Genomic DNA, 17015 nt, shown 5'->3' on the forward strand with positions numbered 1-17015 from the left:
CTTCACGCTGCTTTTTGCCGGGCTGCATCTGTTGCCCGCGACGGTTTGAGCCCGTCTGCCCGTTTCTGCCTGCGGTCTGAGCCTCGGCCCGCATCGACCCCAAGCGATGCTGCCCGAGCAAACTGAACGTCACTGTCCCGACGTTGCCTTTTCAGAACGCCACTTGCCGCCGCGAGCTTCTCGCGGCGGTTTTTTCATGCGGGATCAGCGGCTTGCATCGCCTCCAGCGTCGCATCCAGCACCAGCAGGATCGAGGCATGGCGGTTTTGATACTCGCGGGCGGGGGTCAGCACCTCATAGCCGTCAAAGGGCGGCAGCGGCGGTGCGGCGCCCTCGCGCAGCATGGCGGCAAGCTGATCGCGGGCGGCCTGCACCTCGGCGCGCGAGCGGCCCGGCAGCACGGCGCCGGCAATGGCGGCCGAGGCCTGCCCAAGCGCGCAGGCCTTCACATCCTGCGCAAAGGCGCTGATCCGGCCTTGCTCCAGCGCCAGATCGACGGTGATCGACGAACCACACAGCGGCGAGCGGCGCCGCGCGCTGCCCTGCGCTGCGGGCAGGCGGCCCTGATGCGGGATGGCTGCGGCCAGCGCGAGAATGCGCCCGGAATAGAGTGCCACCAGATCGTCGCTCATGCTTCCCTCCGCCCTGACAACCGCCTAGATAGACCCGGTCAACCCCTTTGGAAAGGCGCCGCCATGGCCTTTGATCCCGCCAGCCTCAAATTCGATTCAAATGGTCTGATCCCGGCGATTGCGCAGGATCATGCCACGGGCGAAGTTCTGATGATGGCATGGATGAATGCCGAAAGCCTGGCGCGCACCCTGGCGACCGGCAATGTGACCTATTGGTCGCGCTCGCGCCAGGGATTCTGGGCCAAGGGCGAGACCTCGGGCCATGTGCAGCGGCTGGTGGAGCTGCGGCTGGATTGCGACCGCGATTGCCTGCTGTTGCAGGTGACGCAAGAGGGCCCGGCCTGCCACACCAACCGGCGCTCGTGCTTCTATACGGTGGTGGAGAACGGGGTGGAGCGGATCACCTCTGATCCAATGTGCTGAGGATCGCGGCGGTCGCGGGCAGCCGGGCAAGGCTGCGCCCGATATGCTCGCGCCATTTCGGCCCGCGCGAGAGCGCATCGGCATAGGCCTCGGCCAACTCGTCAGGGCGGTCTTCGGCCAGAACGCCGATCAGAAAGGCCGCCTGCCGCCGGTCCTTTTCCGATTTCAGCGCATCGGGGCCACCTTGGCGCCGATCGGCCACGATCAGCTTGTGGATGGCGAAGGCCTCGGGGCGCGGGATCTGGATCAGGATGCCCGAGCGGTACAGCAGGGCCGCCGGAATGGGCTGGGCGATCAGATAGTTGAGGAAATGCAGCGACTGCGCCGAAACGCCAAGCGCGGGCAGGGGGCGGATGTCCTCCTCGGGGCGGAAGGACGGGGTGAGAAACTCGACCAGCGTGCCGGAGCTGTTTTGCCGCCACCGCCAGACCGCGTTGCCCTGCATCGTGGGCACCGGGTCAAAGGCGAGCCCCCGAAAGGTTTCCGCCAGATCCTCCGCCACCCGATCCTCCAGCGCGACGGAGAGACGCTCGAACGAGGCGATATCCAGATCATCCGTCTGCGCCATCGCGTCGATCTCGTAGCGTACGCCCAGTTCCATCTCGTAAAGCCGGAACGCCTGTGTTCCGACGACAGTTCCGCCCAGCCGGAATACGCCATTCCTGGCGAGGGCAGAGAGCAAGGCGCCGGTCATCCTGTCTGCCATGGGCGCCCCCTCGGCGCGCAGCAGGCGCACCAGACGGCTGCGCTCTTGGGCGCGGGTCTGGGCGCCGGCTTGCAAGGCCGAATGACGCGCAATGCGGTCGCGCAGCTCTGCGCTGTCTTCCCCGAGATAGCGGTTCTGAGTCGCGTTGCCCAGCCGGAACAAGTCATACCAATAGGCCTTGCCGCCACGCTGTACCAGATGCGGTTTGCCAAGGATGGCACTGGCGCCATCGTCGCGCAGCAGGCGTTTCAGATCTTGATAGGCGCTATGGGCGATGAGGGAATGGTGTCTGGGCATGGCGTGCTTCACATGAGGTGTTCATGTATAGCACATAATATGCTATACAAAAGTTCTTTGTGTGTAGCACGGCAAGGCGCAAAGAAAAACCGCGCGAGGGTGGCCCCCGCGCGGTCTTTGGTCTGATCGTCAGATCACTCGTCCGAAGCGGCGGCGCCGACTTCGTCGAACAGCTCGGCGATTTCGAACTCAGCAGCGGCTTCTGCTTCCGCAGCCAGCTCCTGGATCGATTTGCCCGAGGCTTGCAGCTCGGCTTCTTCCGCCGAACGGGCGACGTTGATCGTGACGCGCACCGAAACTTCGGGGTGCAGCACGACGGTCACCGAATGCAGGCCCAGGTCCTTGATCGGACGGTCCAGCACAACCTGACCACGGCCCACGGTGAAGCCGCCAGCGGTCGCGGCATCCGCCACGTCGCGGGTGGTGACCGAACCATACAGGGCGCCTGCGTCCGAGGCCGAACGGATGACGACAAAGGCCTGACCGTCGAGCTTGGCGCCCACGGCTTCGGCTTCTTTTTTCGTTTCCAGGTTCTGGACTTCCAGCTGGGCCTTGCGGGCCTCGAAGCTCTTGATATTGGCGTCGGTCGCGCGCAGCGCCTTGCCTTGCGGCAGCAGGAAGTTCCGGCCGTAGCCGTCCTTCACCTTCACCACATCGCCCATCTGGCCCAGTTTGGCCACGCGCTCAAGAAGGATCACTTGCATGTCAGCTCTCCTTATTTCACGGCATAGGGCAGCAGGGCGAGGAAGCGGGCGCGCTTGATGGCTTGTGCCAGTTCACGCTGCTTCTTGGCCGAGACTGCGGTGATGCGCGACGGCACGATCTTGCCGCGCTCGCTGATGTAGCGTTGCAGCAGACGCACGTCTTTGTAGTCGATCGCCGGAGCATTCTCGCCCGAGAACGGGCAGACCTTGCGGCGGCGGAAGAAGGGTTTGTTCGCCATGATGATGGTCCTTTCCCTGTCAGATCAACGACGACGGTCGCCGCCGAAGCTGCGCTCACGGCGTTCGCCGCGCTCGCCCTCGGGACGGTCACCACGTTCGCCACGCTCGCGCTCGTCGCGCTTCTGCATCTGGACCGACGGGCCTTCGGCATGGGTGTCGACCTTGATGGTCAGCACGCGCATCACGTCGTCATGCAGGCGCATCAGGCGTTCCATTTCCTGAACAGCGGCCGCCGAGGCGTCCGATTTCAGGAAGGCATAGTGGCCCTTGCGGTTCTTGTTGATCTTGTAGGCCATCGTCTTGACGCCCCAGTACTCGTGTTCGACGACCTTGCCGCCGTTATCCGCGAGAACCGTGGAGAAATGTTCGATGAGGCCTTCGGCCTGCGCGTTGGACAGATCCTGACGCGCAATCATGACATGCTCGTAAAGCGGCATGTAAGCTCCGTTTCATAAGGCGCATTTCATAGGTCGGGCCTTTTGCCTTCCGCGGCCCGTCCACGAGAGGCTGCGCCGGTTCATGGGTATGCGGAAGGATGTGTGCCCATACACGCCGGGCGGGCCTATCGCAAGCGAAACCTCGCCACCGGCGAAACCTTGCGATTTTGGGCGGCTGTCAGCCGATGACAAGGCCTGGGGCAGGGCTTGCTATGGCATATCAAGCGCCATTGCGCGATGCAAAGCGCAAGGAAGCAGCGGGAACCGGATCTGGGCCCTTGCGTTCTTTCCTCAGACGAATCGCGAAAGGAACGGCCATGAAACGGCTTTTGATTGCCACCACCGCCCTGTCGGTTGCCCTGTCGGGCATGCAGCCCGGTCTGGTTCTGGCGCAAACCGTGGCGGAAGAGCTTTGCCCCAATGGCAAGGCTCCGCCCTGCAAGGGCAAGCGCCAGAAGGGCGCCCCCGAAGAGGGTGGGGCCGGGGGCAATGTGAACCCGCTGTTCCAGGCGCCGGAAGGCGAAGGCAAGCCGAGCAAGGAGGGCAAGCCCAAGCGCGAAAAGCCCGCAGCCGAAGAACCGGCCGCCGAAGAGCCGGTCAAGCCGCGCAAGGAGGGCAAGCCCAAGCGCGAAAAGCCCGCAGCCGAGGAACCGGCGGCGGAAGAGCCGGTCAAGCCGCGCAAGCAGGGCAAGCCCGCCGCCGAGGAACCGGCCAAGCCGCGCAAACCTGCCGCTGAGGAACCGGCAAAGCCCCGCAAGGAAAAGCCCGCCCCCCAGCCTGAAAGGCAGCCCGCGCCCAAGCCTGCCCCGACGCTGGAGGAAGGCGGCAATGTGACCCCCTTGTTCCAGTCGCCCGATACCGCCGAGCCGCAGCCGGTCAAGCGCCCGAAACCCGCTCCCGCCGCAGAGGAGGAGCAGGTTCGCAAGGACGGCAAGCCTGCCAAGGATGGCAAGCCGGTCGCCCCGAAAAAGCCGCTGCGCGAGCCTGCACCCGATGCCGAGGTGGCGCTGGAGGACATCTTTGCTCAGCCCAAGGCCGAGGATGGCCGCCCGGCCCGCAAGCCTGCCGCCGCTCTGGACGGTGACGCGACGGCCAAGGCGGGCAGCGATGACACCCGCCCCCGCAAAGAGCGCAAGCGTGTGACCAAGGAAGACGTGCGCAGCTCCAGCGAGGAATTCGGCGAGCGCACCACGCCGCGCAAGCCCGACATCTTCCGCAAGCCCGATGAGCCCGCGAAACCGGGTGTCGAGAAGAAGGGTGGCGGTGGTCTGTCCGATCTGGAGAAGGCGGGTCTGGTCGTGTTGGGCGCGCTGGCCGTGGGCGCGTTGCTGAAGAACGGCGACCGCGTGGTGTCGAATACCGGCGACCGCGTGGTGGTGGATCGCGGCAATGGCCAATATGTCGTCCTCAAGGATGATGACACGCTGCTGCGCCAGCCCGGCACCGAGGTGGAGACCGAAACCTTCGTGGACGGCTCGACCCGCACCACGATCTATCGCCCGGATGGCAGCCGGGTGGTGACGGTGCGCGATGCCTCGGGGCGGGTGCTGCAACGGGTGGCGGTTGATCCCTGGGGCCGCGAGACCCTGCTGATCGACGATCTGGGCCGCGAGGTGCGCCCGGTCGATGTCAGCCGTCTGCCGCCTGCCGTGCCGCGCAAGGTGTCGGTCTCGGCCTCGAACCAGAACGCGCTGGCGGCGGCCCTCGCGCAGGCGCAGACCGGCCAGTTGGAGGGCAGCTATTCGCTGCAACAGGTGCGCGATTACCCGCAGCTGCGCGCCTATGCACCGATGGTCGATGTGGAGAATATCCGCTTTGGCTCCGGCCTGTCGGCAATTGATCCGGCCGAGGCGACCAAGTTGCAGGCGCTTGGCAGTTTCATGGCTGAAACCATCCGCAAGAACCCCGGCGAGATGTTCCTCATCGAGGGCCATACCGATGCCGTGGGGGATGCGGTCAGCAACCTTGCGCTGTCGGACCGCCGGGCCGAAAGCCTCGCGCTGGCGCTGACCGAATATTTCGGCGTGCCGCCGGAAAACATGGTGGTGCAGGGCTATGGCGAAGGCGAGCTGCTGGTGAACACCCAAGCCGCCGAGGTGCAGAACCGCCGCACCGTGGTGCGGATGATCTCGGGCCTGCTGAACGGCAACTGAGCCTTCGGCTGGGCAAAAACGAGGGGGCGTCAGGCGACTGGCGCCCCCTTGGCTTTGCGCCTAAAAGACGCCATCGCCCGCCGTCCTACACGAGGTGGAGATGTCTACGTTCACAGACATGACGAACCAGAATCTCTTACGAGCATTCTTGCATCGGGCCGCTGTGCTAATAGCCTTTGTCGCACTGCTCAGGCTACGACGTGAATTCGGCCTACGGCCTGATCCTCCGGCACCTTAGTGAGTTGGATGGAGTTCTGGCGATGCACCTGATGGACATTACGGCACCGATCTTGATGATGCGCGGATTGCTGGTGGCCACGACCACGCGGGCCTTGCCGCTTGTGAACACTGTGGTGATCGGCCCGGGTCAACCCGGCGTCTCTTGGGAAGCGCACCTGTTCTGCGCGATCGCGGGCGTAGCTGCTGCATTCCTTATCCAAACCCACGTCCATGCTCCGCGCCTCCGCGGCGCCAATCTGGAATGACGCCGCACCAGAGAGTATAGCTTTCACCTTGTTCATCGCCTTTAAGATGTTAAGTTCTCGCATGAGATGTTTCTCGCGGTGCAAGGTGTTCTCATGGCGGCATTCTTTTCCCAATTCTCGCGCATGGGGCGGCTCTCGACGGTGTTGGGACAGGATGTGCTGGTGCTGCAGCGGTTTGACGGGACCGAGCGGCTCAATGACCTTTACGAATGGTCGGTCGATTGCCTCGCTGCTCAGCCCGACGTGGATTTCGACGCACTGATCGGGACGCATGCGACGGTCACGCTTGTCACCAAGCAGGGTGAGCGCCCTTTCGACGGGATCGTCACTGAGGCGCGCTGGATGGGGGCGGGGGATAACGGGCATCGCTACCGGCTCACGCTGAAACCGTGGTTCTTCCTTGCCAGCCTCCGTCGTAACCAGCGGATTTTTCATGACAAAACCGTTGTGGATCTCCTCACGGAACTGCTCGGCAGCTATGTCTCGGCGGGCAGGCTGGTGGTGAAGCTCACCGCCAATTATCCGGTGCTTGAATATACCGTGCAATACCGTGAATCCGACATGGCCTTCGCCACCCGCATGATGGAGCGGCACGGGATTTCCTACCACTTCCGGCATTTTGAGGGAGGCCACGAGATGGTGCTGACTGACATTGCCGAGACCCATGACTCCATCGGCGTGCGCCCCTGCCACCCCGATGACGGCCACCATCAAGAGGACATCGACCACTTCTGGGAGTGGCGCCCGGCGCGGCGGATCACGACGGGCGCGATCCGGCTGACGGACTATAATTTCAAGACGCCGAATGCCGCGATGGAGGTAGATCGGCTGGGCGATGCCGCCAATGCTCAGGGTCAGATCGAGTGCTTCGACTGGCCCGGAGATTACCTTGATCAGGGCCGCGGCAAGGTCGTGGCGGAGCTGCGTTCGAAGGCCGAACGCGGACAAGATCGGCGGTATGAGGCGGTGGGCGACGTGGTGGCGCTCAGTGCTGGTGTACGGGTCATACTGGGGGGCGATCCGGTGCCTGGCTTGGGTGAGGACTATCTGTGTCTTGCCGCACGTCATTCATATACTTCTGACAATTATGGCTCTGGCGGGACGAGCGGCGATGGCTACGCCTATTCGGGCCGCTATCTGCTGATGCCCGCGAGCGCGCCGATGCTGCCGGAACTCAAGACCCCGCGGGCCGATGTGAAGGGTCCGCAAACGGCGGTGGTGGTCGGCGAGGGCGAGATCGACTGCGACGAATACGGCCGCATCCTCGTGCAGTTCCACTGGGATCTGGAGGCGGCGATCTCGATGCGTTGCCGGGTCAGCCAGAACTGGGCTGGTAACGGCTGGGGCGGCATGGTCATCCCCCGCATCGGTATGGAAGTGGTGGTCGAATTCCTGGACGGAGATCCGGATAAACCGCTGGTGACGGGGTGCGTGTATAACGGACGCAATGCCACGCCCTATCCGCTGCCAGCGCACAAGACGAAGTCGGTCTTTCGCTCGGATACGCATAAGGGCAATGGCTTCAACGAATTCATGTTCGAAGATGAGAAGGGACAGGAACGCATCTACCTTCACGCCGAGAAGGACCACGAGATCCATGTCGAGAACAACCGGGCCAAGCGGGTCGACCGCAACCAGTCGGAATCGGTGGGCAACAACAAGTCGATCGAAGTGGGCAACAACCATCACGAGGTGATCGGCGGCAACATGACGCTGATGGTGGGGCCCAACAAGGTGCAGCAGGCGGTGACCTCGGCCTTCAGCAAGTTCACCGGCAAGATCGGCGATCTGGCGAACAAGCTTGGCCTGCCGGATGCGCTGAACATGGGCGAGGGCAACCTGATCATCGGCGTGGCCAAGAACAAGGCCGAGACGGTGATGGTCAGCTCGACCGAGGTGGTGGGGGCGGCGAAGACGATGATCGTCGGAGCGGGCTATCAGGTCTCGGTGCAAGGCATCAAGAACGAGAGCGTCATGGTCGGCTCATACGAAGAAGTCGGTCAGAACAAGATCGTCGTCGCTGGCAAGAAGCTTGAGCTTGTCTGCGGTCGCTCGATGATCCAGCTCAATGAGAATGGCAAGATACGCATTGTCGGCGTCGATCTGGAACTGGAAGGCTCATCCGCGATCCAAGCCAAAGGCGGAAGGATCGACCTGAACTAATGGCCGTAAAGCACGAAGTTTCCAGAACTTTGCCTGACAGGCGCGCCTTGCGCGATGAAAAGCGCAGGGAGTTTTTCGCCGATCATGGGCTTGACCTGTGCAATGACCCTTTCGCCATCGCGCTTGGGGGAGAGGAGGCTTTTGCCAATATTTGCAAGTGCCTTGATCTGGCCCGAAGCTTGCATGAGGGGGAAAGCTCTGCAATCGAAGGGCTGAGTGCCGAATTCCAAACCTTGTTTCCGGGGCTGGGATGTGGGGCGGTGGCAAGTCTCGACCGTCCGAGCCTGGCGTCGGTCGATCCTGACCGGCTGTATCGTGACTTCTTCCTGACAAGGCTCTGGTAATGCAGGACGGTGTTCCACAGGATCAGCGCCGGGTCATTCTTGAACGCCTTAAGGTTGATGTCAGCCGCATCGATCTTGCCGACGATGAAGCCGCCGTTGACGCCCTGTGGGACGGCACGATGCGGTTGATTGCCGGGCAGTGGCGGTTCATGGGGCGGCTTGCCGGGATCGACGACAATGGTGCCTTCAACGAGGAGGCAGAAGAGGTCAAGGAAGCTCGACGGCTGGTCGTGAAAGCTTTTCAGGATTTCTTCGTGATCGACGCCCGTCAGGCGCTTCAGGACGCGGAGGGGCGTGCCAATGCCCAACGCGCTGCCCTGCTACAGCGTTATCCCGGGGCAACCGGCGTCATTGATCGGGTCTATCCTCTGTCAGTTCAATATGGTGTTGATACCCTGTCGCAGATTGCTACGGGATACGGGCTCTTTACGCAGGCTGCCCAAGGCGCCGGTGTTGACTATGTCGGGGGCCTTGGCGGTGCGAGCCTTGAAGACCTCGGCCTGTGGGATGGGACTGGCGGGTTTGACGCCTATGAGGCGGCGGAGGCGACACGGGAGGCGTTTCTAAACGACCTCGGGGCGCTGGCAGAAACGATCCAGCAAAGAGAGGCCCTCGATCAGGCCGTGTTCGAGCAGCAAATGCAGAACATCTTCGATCTGTTCGTAGCGGCATGGGAAGAGTTGAAGCAGATTTACGACGATCTGCTCGCCCTGACCCAGCAAGGGCAATACCTTTTTGCCACACATTACCTTGCCACCTTCGGGGCGCAGGCAGCGCCGGGGATGATCTTGTCCTTTGTCGCCATGGCGATCGCGAACGCAGCCGGCGGTGCGGTCGTTCTGGCCGTCAGCCGGTCGGTGTTTCAGGCGGCTGTGCGTGTAGGCATCACGATCACCCCACCGACCCGGCAACTTCGCAATGCCGCAGCCAGTGCGATTGTCAGCGTGAACCTGACTCACATGCGGCCTTCTGCGCTGTCCGGTGGCTTCGAACCCGGACGTTCGCTTGGTGCGCTGCGGCCGATCGATACCAACCACCTGCCGCCTGGTGAACGGCGGCTGGTGGAGACGACCGAGGGCAGCCTTGGCTCGCGTGCCGAGGGCGATGCGCCGCTGGACGAGAGCCCGGCCGATGCGCCAAGGCGCGACGCTGACGCCCGGCGGGAGGATGTGGCCGAGGATGGCAGCTATCGCAACACGGCTGACCCCGAGGGCGTGCGCCGCGCCGCCGACGGCGAGGCGATGGTGCAGGAAAGCGGGCAGTGGACGCGAATTTCCGAGGCCAGTAACAATACCAAGGGCCGGTTCGGCGAAATGATGGCCGACCACTGGGCGGCAAACCAGAACCCGCCCTGGGAGAGGATCAATGGTCCCGCCGCGACGATGGACTCGACGGGGCATCAGGGCCTTGATGCCGTCTATCGCAACCCCAACCCGCCACCAGATTACTTCGTCGCGGATGCGAAATATGGGTCGTCGGGGCTGGGACGGCTGGTTGACGGGACGCAGCAGATGTCGCCTAGGTGGATTGAGGGTCGGTTGTTGCGTGAACTTGATCCAAGAGCTGCGCGTCAAGTCATAAAGAACCATGAACCCGGAATCCTTCGTGTAGATGCACATGGGAATGTAACGTGGGAAGGCCTCAAAAGTCGCGTGTGGCGTAAAACACCACCTGCGACAGCTGAAAAATAGGATGGTGATCAATGCGCGATAATCTGAAAACAATAGAATACTGGAACTTTTATGTTCCTGACAGATTGGAATTTATCAAAGAAGTTCAAATGGACATCGACTCCAAAAGTCTGGAGTTCGAAGATCGTCTCTCTGACCGTAGCATTATCAATACTATTTCATTCGACCTCACTTCCGCGCTCTACTCCTGCGGCGCGCCGATGCCCGAAGTTGTTGCGGCAGCTCAGCGGCTGCTGCTCGACGCCTATCCCCGGTTCGTCGCGCTTTGTCGCAAGGCCCCGGATTATGCCAGAGGCGCCTATGGGGGCGGTTGGGATTTCCGCACGCGGTATCTCGCGATGGCGGTGCTGTGCCGCCTGAGCCCCGCGCAAAGCCTGCCACTGGTCGAGGCCATCGACTTCTGGCCCGAGCGCGACGCGGTCTGGGAGCGGTTCATCGCTGCGCTTGGCCATGGTGCGGGGCGGCCACGAGTGACAAGCCTCGTCTGGCCAAAGGCCTATGTGCCACTTCTCGAAGCGATGGACCCCGAGGGGACCGAGCTGACCCGTCTCGCCGCGCTGCGCCTGTTCCTGAAGGGCTGGCTCAAACAGATGCGGGTATCGACCAACCCATTCTATTCCAACGAGAAAAACAAGAACAATACCTATGTTGGGCACTGGTGTTTCGAAGCTGCAGCCGCTGCGATTGCCTTCGGCATCGACGACACGATCCTGCGCGACCACGAACACTACCCCGCCGACTGGGCCGATTGGGTGCGGATGCATTGATTTGAAGTGGGAAATGAAATGACCGGTAACCTGCGCTTTGGTCTTCCCGATCCCTTTCCTCGACTCCTAGTGGCCGTGGCGCCCGTGCGTGATTTGTGCGAGATAGGACACAGATCCGTCCTTACGCTTGCGCCCTGTTATCGTTGCCGCGGTATGACTCCACATTGATTCAGTATGACTCGGATCATGCCACGTGACGAAACAGGCGAAAATAGGCGGAAATCATACCCAAATCGTCAGAGATGTGTTGTGATCGAAACGAACAAAAATGATCTAAAATCAATGTCATGGGGTGGTCACCGCCTGTCGGTGGCGCCGATGATGGATTGGACGGATCGCCATTGCCGGGTCTTTCATCGCCTGATGACCCGCCGCGCCATGCTGTATACCGAGATGGTGACGGCCCCCGCCATTGTGCATGGCTTCAAGCCGCGCCTGCTGGATTACAGCGAGGCCGAACATCCCGTGGCGCTGCAACTGGGCGGGTCAGACCCGCGCGAGCTGGCGCAGGCCACCGCCATGGCGCGGGATTGGCATTATGACGAGATCAACCTGAATTGCGGCTGCCCCTCGGATCGGGTGCAATCGGGTTGTTTCGGGGCGGTGCTGATGGAGCGGCCCGCATTGGTGGCCGACTGCATGCGCGCCATGGCGCAAGAGGCCGCCGTGCCGGTGACGGTGAAATGCCGCATTGGCGTGGATGAGCAAGACCCCGCCGAAATCCTGCCGCGTTTCATCGAAACCGTGGCCGGGGCGGGCGTCACGCATTTCGTGATCCATGCCCGCAAGGCCTGGTTGCGGGGCCTCAGCCCCAAGGAAAACCGCGAAATTCCGCCGCTGGATTATCCGCTGGTGCTGGAGATGAAGCGCCGCTTCCCCGAGCTGACCATCTGCATCAATGGCGGCATTGCCTCGCTGGATCAAGCGAAAGACCTGCTGGCGCAGGGCCTGGACGGGGTGATGATCGGGCGCGCTGCCTATCACGATCCGGGCCGCACGCTGATCGGGGCCGATGCGCTGTGGGGCGAGGATTTCGCTCCTGATGCGCATGCGGTGGTGCAGGCGATGAAGCCCTATATCGCCGCGCATCTGGAGGCAGGCGGGCGTCTGCATCAGATCACCCGGCATATGCTGGGCCTGTTCACCGGGCGCCCCGGCGCGCGGGGCTGGCGCCGGGTGCTGTCGGAAGGCGTGGCGCGGCCCGGCGCGGGCCTCGCCCTGCTGGATCAGGCGCTGGCCGAGGTGCCTGTGGTCGAAGTGCCGGGGGTCGAGGTGCCGGTGGTCGAACTGCCGGGGGCCTGAGCGGCGGGCAGCCGCGCCACCACCAGCGCCAGCACCAAGGCCAGCCCGGCGCAGAGCGCAATCGCGCCCAGCATCGGGGTCACGCTGCCGTCAAAGAACGGGCTGGCCGCCGCGATCATCACGCCGCCCGCCAGCATCTGCATCGTGCCACCCAGCGAGGAGGCAAGGCCAGCAATCGGCCCGTGTTCCTCCAGCGCCATGACCATGGCCGTGGGGATCACGAGGCCAAGGCAGGCATTGGCCAGAAACAGCCCCGCCATGGTCACCCAAAGCGTTGCCCCGCCCATCAGCGCAACCCCGAACAGCCCGATGGCAAAGGCCGCAAAGCCCATGGTGGCCCGCACCATCACCTTTTGCGCGCCAAAGCGCATCCCGAGCCGGGCCGCCACCTGCGAGGCCGAAAAGAAGCCAAGCGCATTCAGCGCGAAGGCCAGCGAGAATTGCGTGGGGTTCAGGCCGAAATCCTGCGCATAGACGAAAGAGGCCGAGGCGAGGAACACAAAGAAGCTCGCCATGCCGAAGCCACCCAGAAAGGTCAGCGCCATGAAGCCCTTATGGCTGAGCAGATGCCGCGCACCGGCCAGCGTGGCCCGCAGCGACACCGGCTGGCGGCTCTCGGGCGGCAGGGTTTCCTGCAACAGGAACCGCGTCATCAGCAGCGAGGCCAGCGTCGCCACCACCAGCGCGCCGAAAATCGCGCGCCACCCGGCCACGGCCATCAACCCGGCGCCCACCAGCGGCGCAAGGAAGGGCGAGACCGAGATGACCATCATGATCGCCGCCATCATCCGCGTCGCCTCATGCCCGGTGGACAGATCGCGGATCACCGCGCGCGGCACCACCATGACGGCAGCGCCGCCAAGCCCCTGCACAAAGCGCCCGGCCAGCAGCGCCTCGGTATTGGGGGCAAAGGTGCAGATCAGCGTGCCGATCAGAAAGATCACCAGCCCGGCATAGATCGGCACCTTGCGCCCGGCCTGATCGGCCCAGGGGCCATAGATCAGCTGCGCCAGACCAAAGGCGATGAAATAGCTGATGATCGTGCCCTGCATCGCCGGAATGCCCGCGCCCAGATCGGCGCCGATCTCGGGCATGGCGGGCAAATACATGTCGATGGCAAAGGGGCCGACGGCGGACAGAAGCCCTAGCACGAGGGCAGGGCGCAGAAGCGAGGCTGACATGACGATGAAACCGATTTCAGAATGGGAGTTATCGCTACCCTTTTCCGCGCCCTGCTGCAATCCGCCTCTGGAAGGTTTTGCAGCCAGCGCATAGCCTGGCGGCAAGACGCTGCGACAAGACCCTGCGAGAGAACCCCATGGCCGAGATCGTCCCCTATTTGCCGATGCTGCTGCTGTTGATCGTCATCGGCGGCATTGCCGGGGTGATTGCGGGGCTTTTGGGGGTGGGGGGCGGCATCGTGCTGGTGCCGGCCTTCTTCTATACTTTCGCGCATCTGGGCTATGACGGGCCGCAACTGATGCAGGTTTGCCTTGGCACCTCGCTTGCCACCATCATGGCCACGGCCATGCGCTCGGTCCGGGCGCATGACCGCAAGGGGGCGGTGGATTGGGCCTTGCTGAAGGCCTGGGCCCCCGCGATTGCGCTTGGCGCGGTGGCGGGGTTCTTTCTGGCGACGCGGTTGAAATCGGTCACGCTGCAACTGGTGTTTGGCAGTCTGGGGCTGCTGGCCGGGCTGTGGATGGCCTTTGGCCGCGCCGATTGGCGGCTGGCCGAGGCCCTGCCCAAAGGCCCCGGCAAATGGATCATGGGGGGGGGCTTGGGTTTTCTGTCGGTGCTGATGGGCATTGGGGGTGGCACCTTCGGCGTGCCGATGATGACGCTGTATGGCATGCCCATTCACCGCGCCGTGGGCACTGCCTCGGGCTTTGGGCTGATCATCGCCCTTCCCTCGGCGCTTGGCTTTCTGACCATGCGCATCGAAAATGCCCCGCCGCTGACCCTTGGCGCGGTGAACCTGCCCGCCTTCGCGGTGATCGTGGCCATGACGCTTTTGACCACGCCGCTGGGGGTGCGGCTGGCCCATGCGATGAACCCGAAGCCGCTGAAACGGGCTTTCGCGCTGTTCCTGATCGTGGTGGCGCTGAACATGCTGCGCAAGGCCGTGGGATGGTAGAAGGCTGTGGGAGGGTAGATTGGCAGCGCCTCCGCCATCCCGACATCGCGGCCTGGGCCGAGGCCGCGCGTCCCGTGGCCCGGCAGGTGCTGGCCAGTTCGGATGAGGAATGGCGCTGCGGCGGCACTTGGTTTGTTGGCGTGGATGCGCTGCCCAATGCGCCAGATGGCGCCGTGAACGGGGTGGCCTTCCCATGGCAGGCCGTGGGTCTGGCGCCAGAGCCTTTGCATCCGGGCCAAATCTCGGTCATCCGCCCCGGCTATCCGCAACCCTCCGTGGCGGAAACCCCGGCGGCGTTTGCCTTTCGCCGCGATCGCGACGCCGCGCATCTGGATGGGCTTATCGCGGATGCCGCCAAGCGCCGCCGCGTGGTGGAGCCGCATGGCTGGATTTTGGGCATGGCGCTGAACCGCTGTGACGCGGGGGCGGCCCCGCTGGTGGTCTGGGAGGGCAGCCATGAGGTGATGCGCGCCGCCCTGCGCAGCGCCTTTGCGCCCCATCCACCCGAAAACTGGGCAGATGTGGACATCACGGACGCCTATACCGCGGCCCGCAAACAGATTTTTGAATCCTGCCGCCGGGTGGAACTGCCCAGCCAGCCGGGCGAGGCGATCCTGCTGCACCGGCTGACCCTGCATGGCGTCGCGCCCTGGGCCGCCGGGGCGCAAGCGCCAGACGAGGGCCGGATGATCGCCTATTTCCGCCCGCAACTGGCCCAGGTTTCAGACTGGCTTTTGCAGCCCTGAGCGCGGCCGCGATTTTTCGCCGAAAAATCGGTCAGTCCTGCAACCGTGCCGCGCGGCCCCCGCGCCGCTTGGTCAGCTTGCCTGCCCGCGCGGGCAGATCGGCCATGATGCCGTGCCGCGCCTCGGGCGACAGGCGCGACCAGGTGCCGATCTCCTCGATGGAGCGATAGCAGCCCACGCAAAGCCGCGCCTCCGGGTGGATGACGCAGATCTTCACGCAGGGGCTTTCGATCTCGGCCCGTTTCCAGATCTCATCCGTCATCGCGCGCAGCCTCCCGCCGGATATGCGCCAGACGGTCCAGCGCGCCTTGCAGGATAAACCCGGCCGCCACATGGTCGATCACCTCGGCGCGACGCTTTCGCGACGTATCCGCCTCCAGCAGCGCGCGTTCGGCGGCGACGGTCGACAGGCGCTCGTCCCAGAACAGCACGGGCAGCGGGGTCAGCTTTTCCAGATTGCGGATGAAGGCGCGGGTCGATTGCGCGCGGGGGCCTTCGGAGCCATCCATATTGCGCGGCAGACCGATCACGATGCCCGCCACCTGCCGCGTCGCCAGCAGTTTCAGCAGCGCCTCGGCATCCAGCGTGAACTTCTCGCGCCGGATGGTTTGTGTGGGCGTCGCCACGCCGCGCATCACGTCGGAAATCGCCACGCCGATGGTCTTGGTGCCCAGATCAAGTCCGGCCAGCGCGCCGCTGCGGGGCAGGGCGGTGATGAAATCCTGCGCATCCTCGAAGCTCATTCTGCCACCCCGGCCTGCTCGGCGGCGGCTTTCAGCGCCGCCAGATCCTCGGCCCGCCCGGCAAAGCGCCCCTGCGCCTCGCCATAGATGGCGCGGGCGCGCTCGGTCTGCCCCAAGACCCCCAGCGAGGCAATCAGGCGCGCCCATTCCGCCGCGCTGCCGCCCTCACGGGCCAGCCGCTCATTGAGCTGCTCCACCATGCCCTCGATCATCGCCTGCCGGTCGCCCGCTTCCATCCCCGAGGCCGCCTCGACCGCTGCCGCATCCGGGCCGGGCATCGCGGCCTTAGGCGGCTCATAGCGCACCCCGGCCACCTGGGCGAGCTGGGCAATATCCTGCCGGATCGGGGCGACCCAGGGCGCACCGGGGGGCGATTGTTCCAGCAGATCGCGCCAGATCGGAAAGGCCAGATCGGGGCGCCCGGTCTGCATGAGCATCAGACCCGAATAGAACCGCGCACTGCCGTTTTGCGCATCGCGCGACAGGGCCGCTTGCAGTGCGGCCTCGGCCTCGGGCGAGACATAGCCCCCCGCCGCGAGGATCAGCATTTCCGCCAGGGCCGCGTGATCTTCCGCCTTGGCGGCCTCGCCTTTCAGGGCGATCAGCCGGGCCTGCGCGGCATGGGCGGCGGCGAAATTGCCCAGCCGGGCCTCGTTTTGCGCCAGCAATTCAAGGCCCCGCGCATCGTCGGGGCGGGCGGCCACGGTCGCGCGCAGCTTTTCCATCAGCGCCGCAAATTCGGCATCCGCCGGGGCCGTGGCCGTGGCGGGCGGCATGTCAGCCTCGGCCAGCGCCTGACCGGGGCGGCTGGCGCGGGTGGCCTCGGCCTGCGCAAGACGGCCGGCCAGCGGCATGTCGGGATAGCCCGGCGCCCCGAGCCGATCCTGATAGAGCCAGACCGCCCCCGCCAAGGCCAGCGCGATCACCGCCGCAACCGCGGCCCAGCCCGGCCCGCGCCGGGCAACCGCGCCGGCCTGCGCGGCACGGTCGGCCTCCAGCAGGCGGCGCGACACTTCGATGCGCAGCCGCGCGGCCTCCTCGGGCA

The 17015-nt window shown here is 64.4% G+C and carries 19 protein-coding genes; 10 read left to right on the forward strand and 9 right to left on the reverse strand.

Annotation, left to right across the window (positions count from 1 at the left end; all coding sequences use genetic code 11):
* Positions 1–194: 194 nt before the first annotated feature.
* Positions 195–632 carry an iron-sulfur cluster assembly scaffold protein gene (locus JNN06_RS10060; RefSeq protein ID WP_291239456.1) on the reverse strand — a complete coding sequence of 146 codons (438 nt, stop codon included), beginning with the start codon at positions 630–632 and terminating at the stop codon, positions 195–197.
* 63 nt (positions 633–695) lie between these two features.
* Between JNN06_RS10060 and hisI the strand changes: the two genes are divergently transcribed.
* Positions 696–1055, forward strand: a complete 360-nt coding sequence (gene hisI, locus JNN06_RS10065; RefSeq protein WP_291239457.1) for a phosphoribosyl-AMP cyclohydrolase — start codon at positions 696–698, stop codon at positions 1053–1055.
* On the opposite strand, the gene JNN06_RS10070 is transcribed toward hisI, so the two are convergent.
* The 4 genes from JNN06_RS10070 to rpsF form a co-directional block, all read right to left on the reverse strand.
* Complete coding sequence (locus JNN06_RS10070; protein WP_291239458.1) at positions 1033–2058, reverse strand: GSU2403 family nucleotidyltransferase fold protein; 1026 nt, start codon at positions 2056–2058, stop codon at positions 1033–1035. The genes hisI and JNN06_RS10070 overlap by 23 nt on opposite strands.
* Before the next feature lie 134 nt (positions 2059–2192).
* The gene (gene rplI / locus JNN06_RS10075; RefSeq protein WP_291239459.1) at positions 2193–2762 is read right to left on the reverse strand and encodes a 50S ribosomal protein L9; all 570 of its coding nucleotides are present in this window, start codon (positions 2760–2762) and stop codon (positions 2193–2195) included.
* A gap of 11 nt (positions 2763–2773) precedes the next feature.
* Complete coding sequence (rpsR, locus tag JNN06_RS10080; RefSeq protein WP_151719268.1) at positions 2774–3001, reverse strand: 30S ribosomal protein S18; 228 nt, start codon at positions 2999–3001, stop codon at positions 2774–2776.
* Between the two features lie 24 nt (positions 3002–3025).
* Positions 3026–3439 carry a 30S ribosomal protein S6 gene (gene rpsF, locus JNN06_RS10085; protein WP_291239460.1) on the reverse strand — a complete coding sequence of 138 codons (414 nt, stop codon included), beginning with the start codon at positions 3437–3439 and terminating at the stop codon, positions 3026–3028.
* Between the two features lie 317 nt (positions 3440–3756).
* Between rpsF and JNN06_RS10090 the strand changes: the two genes are divergently transcribed.
* The 7 genes from JNN06_RS10090 to dusA all read left to right on the forward strand — a co-directional run bounded on the left by JNN06_RS10090 (position 3757) and on the right by dusA (position 12344).
* Complete coding sequence (locus tag JNN06_RS10090; RefSeq protein ID WP_291239461.1) at positions 3757–5592, forward strand: OmpA family protein; 1836 nt, start codon at positions 3757–3759, stop codon at positions 5590–5592.
* Positions 5593–5852: 260 nt separating this feature from the next.
* On the forward strand, positions 5853–6077 hold the full coding sequence (locus tag JNN06_RS10095) for a hypothetical protein (RefSeq protein ID WP_291239462.1): 225 nt from the start codon (positions 5853–5855) through the stop codon (positions 6075–6077).
* A gap of 66 nt (positions 6078–6143) precedes the next feature.
* Positions 6144–8240, forward strand: coding sequence for a type VI secretion system tip protein TssI/VgrG (gene tssI, locus JNN06_RS10100; RefSeq protein WP_291239463.1), 2097 nt, complete (start codon positions 6144–6146; stop codon positions 8238–8240).
* A 47-nt stretch (positions 8241–8287) separates the two neighbouring features.
* The gene (locus tag JNN06_RS10105; protein WP_291239464.1) at positions 8288–8584 is read left to right on the forward strand and encodes a hypothetical protein; all 297 of its coding nucleotides are present in this window, start codon (positions 8288–8290) and stop codon (positions 8582–8584) included.
* A complete protein-coding gene (locus JNN06_RS10110; RefSeq protein WP_291239465.1) occupies positions 8584–10275 on the forward strand; it encodes a hypothetical protein in 1692 nt (563 codons plus the stop codon). Before JNN06_RS10105 ends, JNN06_RS10110 begins: the two co-directional genes overlap by 1 nt.
* Positions 10276–10286: 11 nt before the next feature.
* The gene (locus JNN06_RS10115; protein WP_291239466.1) at positions 10287–11042 is read left to right on the forward strand and encodes a PoNe immunity protein domain-containing protein; all 756 of its coding nucleotides are present in this window, start codon (positions 10287–10289) and stop codon (positions 11040–11042) included.
* Between the two features lie 318 nt (positions 11043–11360).
* Complete coding sequence (gene dusA / locus JNN06_RS10120; protein WP_291239473.1) at positions 11361–12344, forward strand: tRNA dihydrouridine(20/20a) synthase DusA; 984 nt, start codon at positions 11361–11363, stop codon at positions 12342–12344.
* Here dusA and JNN06_RS10125 read toward each other — a convergent pair.
* Positions 12269–13525, reverse strand: a complete 1257-nt coding sequence (locus JNN06_RS10125; RefSeq protein ID WP_291239467.1) for a multidrug effflux MFS transporter — start codon at positions 13523–13525, stop codon at positions 12269–12271. The two genes, dusA and JNN06_RS10125, sit on opposite strands and share 76 nt — an antisense overlap.
* Positions 13526–13662: 137 nt before the next feature.
* On the opposite strand from JNN06_RS10125, the gene JNN06_RS10130 reads away from it, so the two are divergent.
* Together JNN06_RS10130 and JNN06_RS10135 are read left to right on the forward strand one after the other, a co-directional pair.
* Positions 13663–14481 carry a sulfite exporter TauE/SafE family protein gene (locus JNN06_RS10130; protein WP_291239468.1) on the forward strand — a complete coding sequence of 273 codons (819 nt, stop codon included), beginning with the start codon at positions 13663–13665 and terminating at the stop codon, positions 14479–14481.
* The gene (locus JNN06_RS10135; RefSeq protein WP_291239469.1) at positions 14475–15227 is read left to right on the forward strand and encodes a hypothetical protein; all 753 of its coding nucleotides are present in this window, start codon (positions 14475–14477) and stop codon (positions 15225–15227) included. The genes JNN06_RS10130 and JNN06_RS10135 overlap by 7 nt, the downstream gene beginning before the upstream one ends.
* A gap of 31 nt (positions 15228–15258) precedes the next feature.
* On the opposite strand, the gene JNN06_RS10140 is transcribed toward JNN06_RS10135, so the two are convergent.
* The 3 genes from JNN06_RS10140 to JNN06_RS10150 all read right to left on the reverse strand — a co-directional run.
* Positions 15259–15489 (reverse strand): DUF1289 domain-containing protein, encoded by a 231-nt coding sequence (locus JNN06_RS10140; protein ID WP_291239470.1) that lies wholly within the window; start codon positions 15487–15489, stop codon positions 15259–15261.
* Complete coding sequence (gene ruvX / locus JNN06_RS10145) at positions 15479–15970, reverse strand: Holliday junction resolvase RuvX (RefSeq protein ID WP_291239471.1); 492 nt, start codon at positions 15968–15970, stop codon at positions 15479–15481. Before ruvX ends, JNN06_RS10140 begins: the two co-directional genes overlap by 11 nt.
* Positions 15967–17015 (reverse strand): c-type cytochrome biogenesis protein CcmI (locus JNN06_RS10150; protein WP_291239472.1); only part of this gene is annotated, 1049 nt, incomplete at its 5' end. The genes JNN06_RS10150 and ruvX, both read right to left, overlap by 4 nt.

The sequence above is a fragment of the Gemmobacter sp. genome (genome assembly GCF_016792925.1).
GTDB lineage: Bacteria > Pseudomonadota > Alphaproteobacteria > Rhodobacterales > Rhodobacteraceae > Gemmobacter.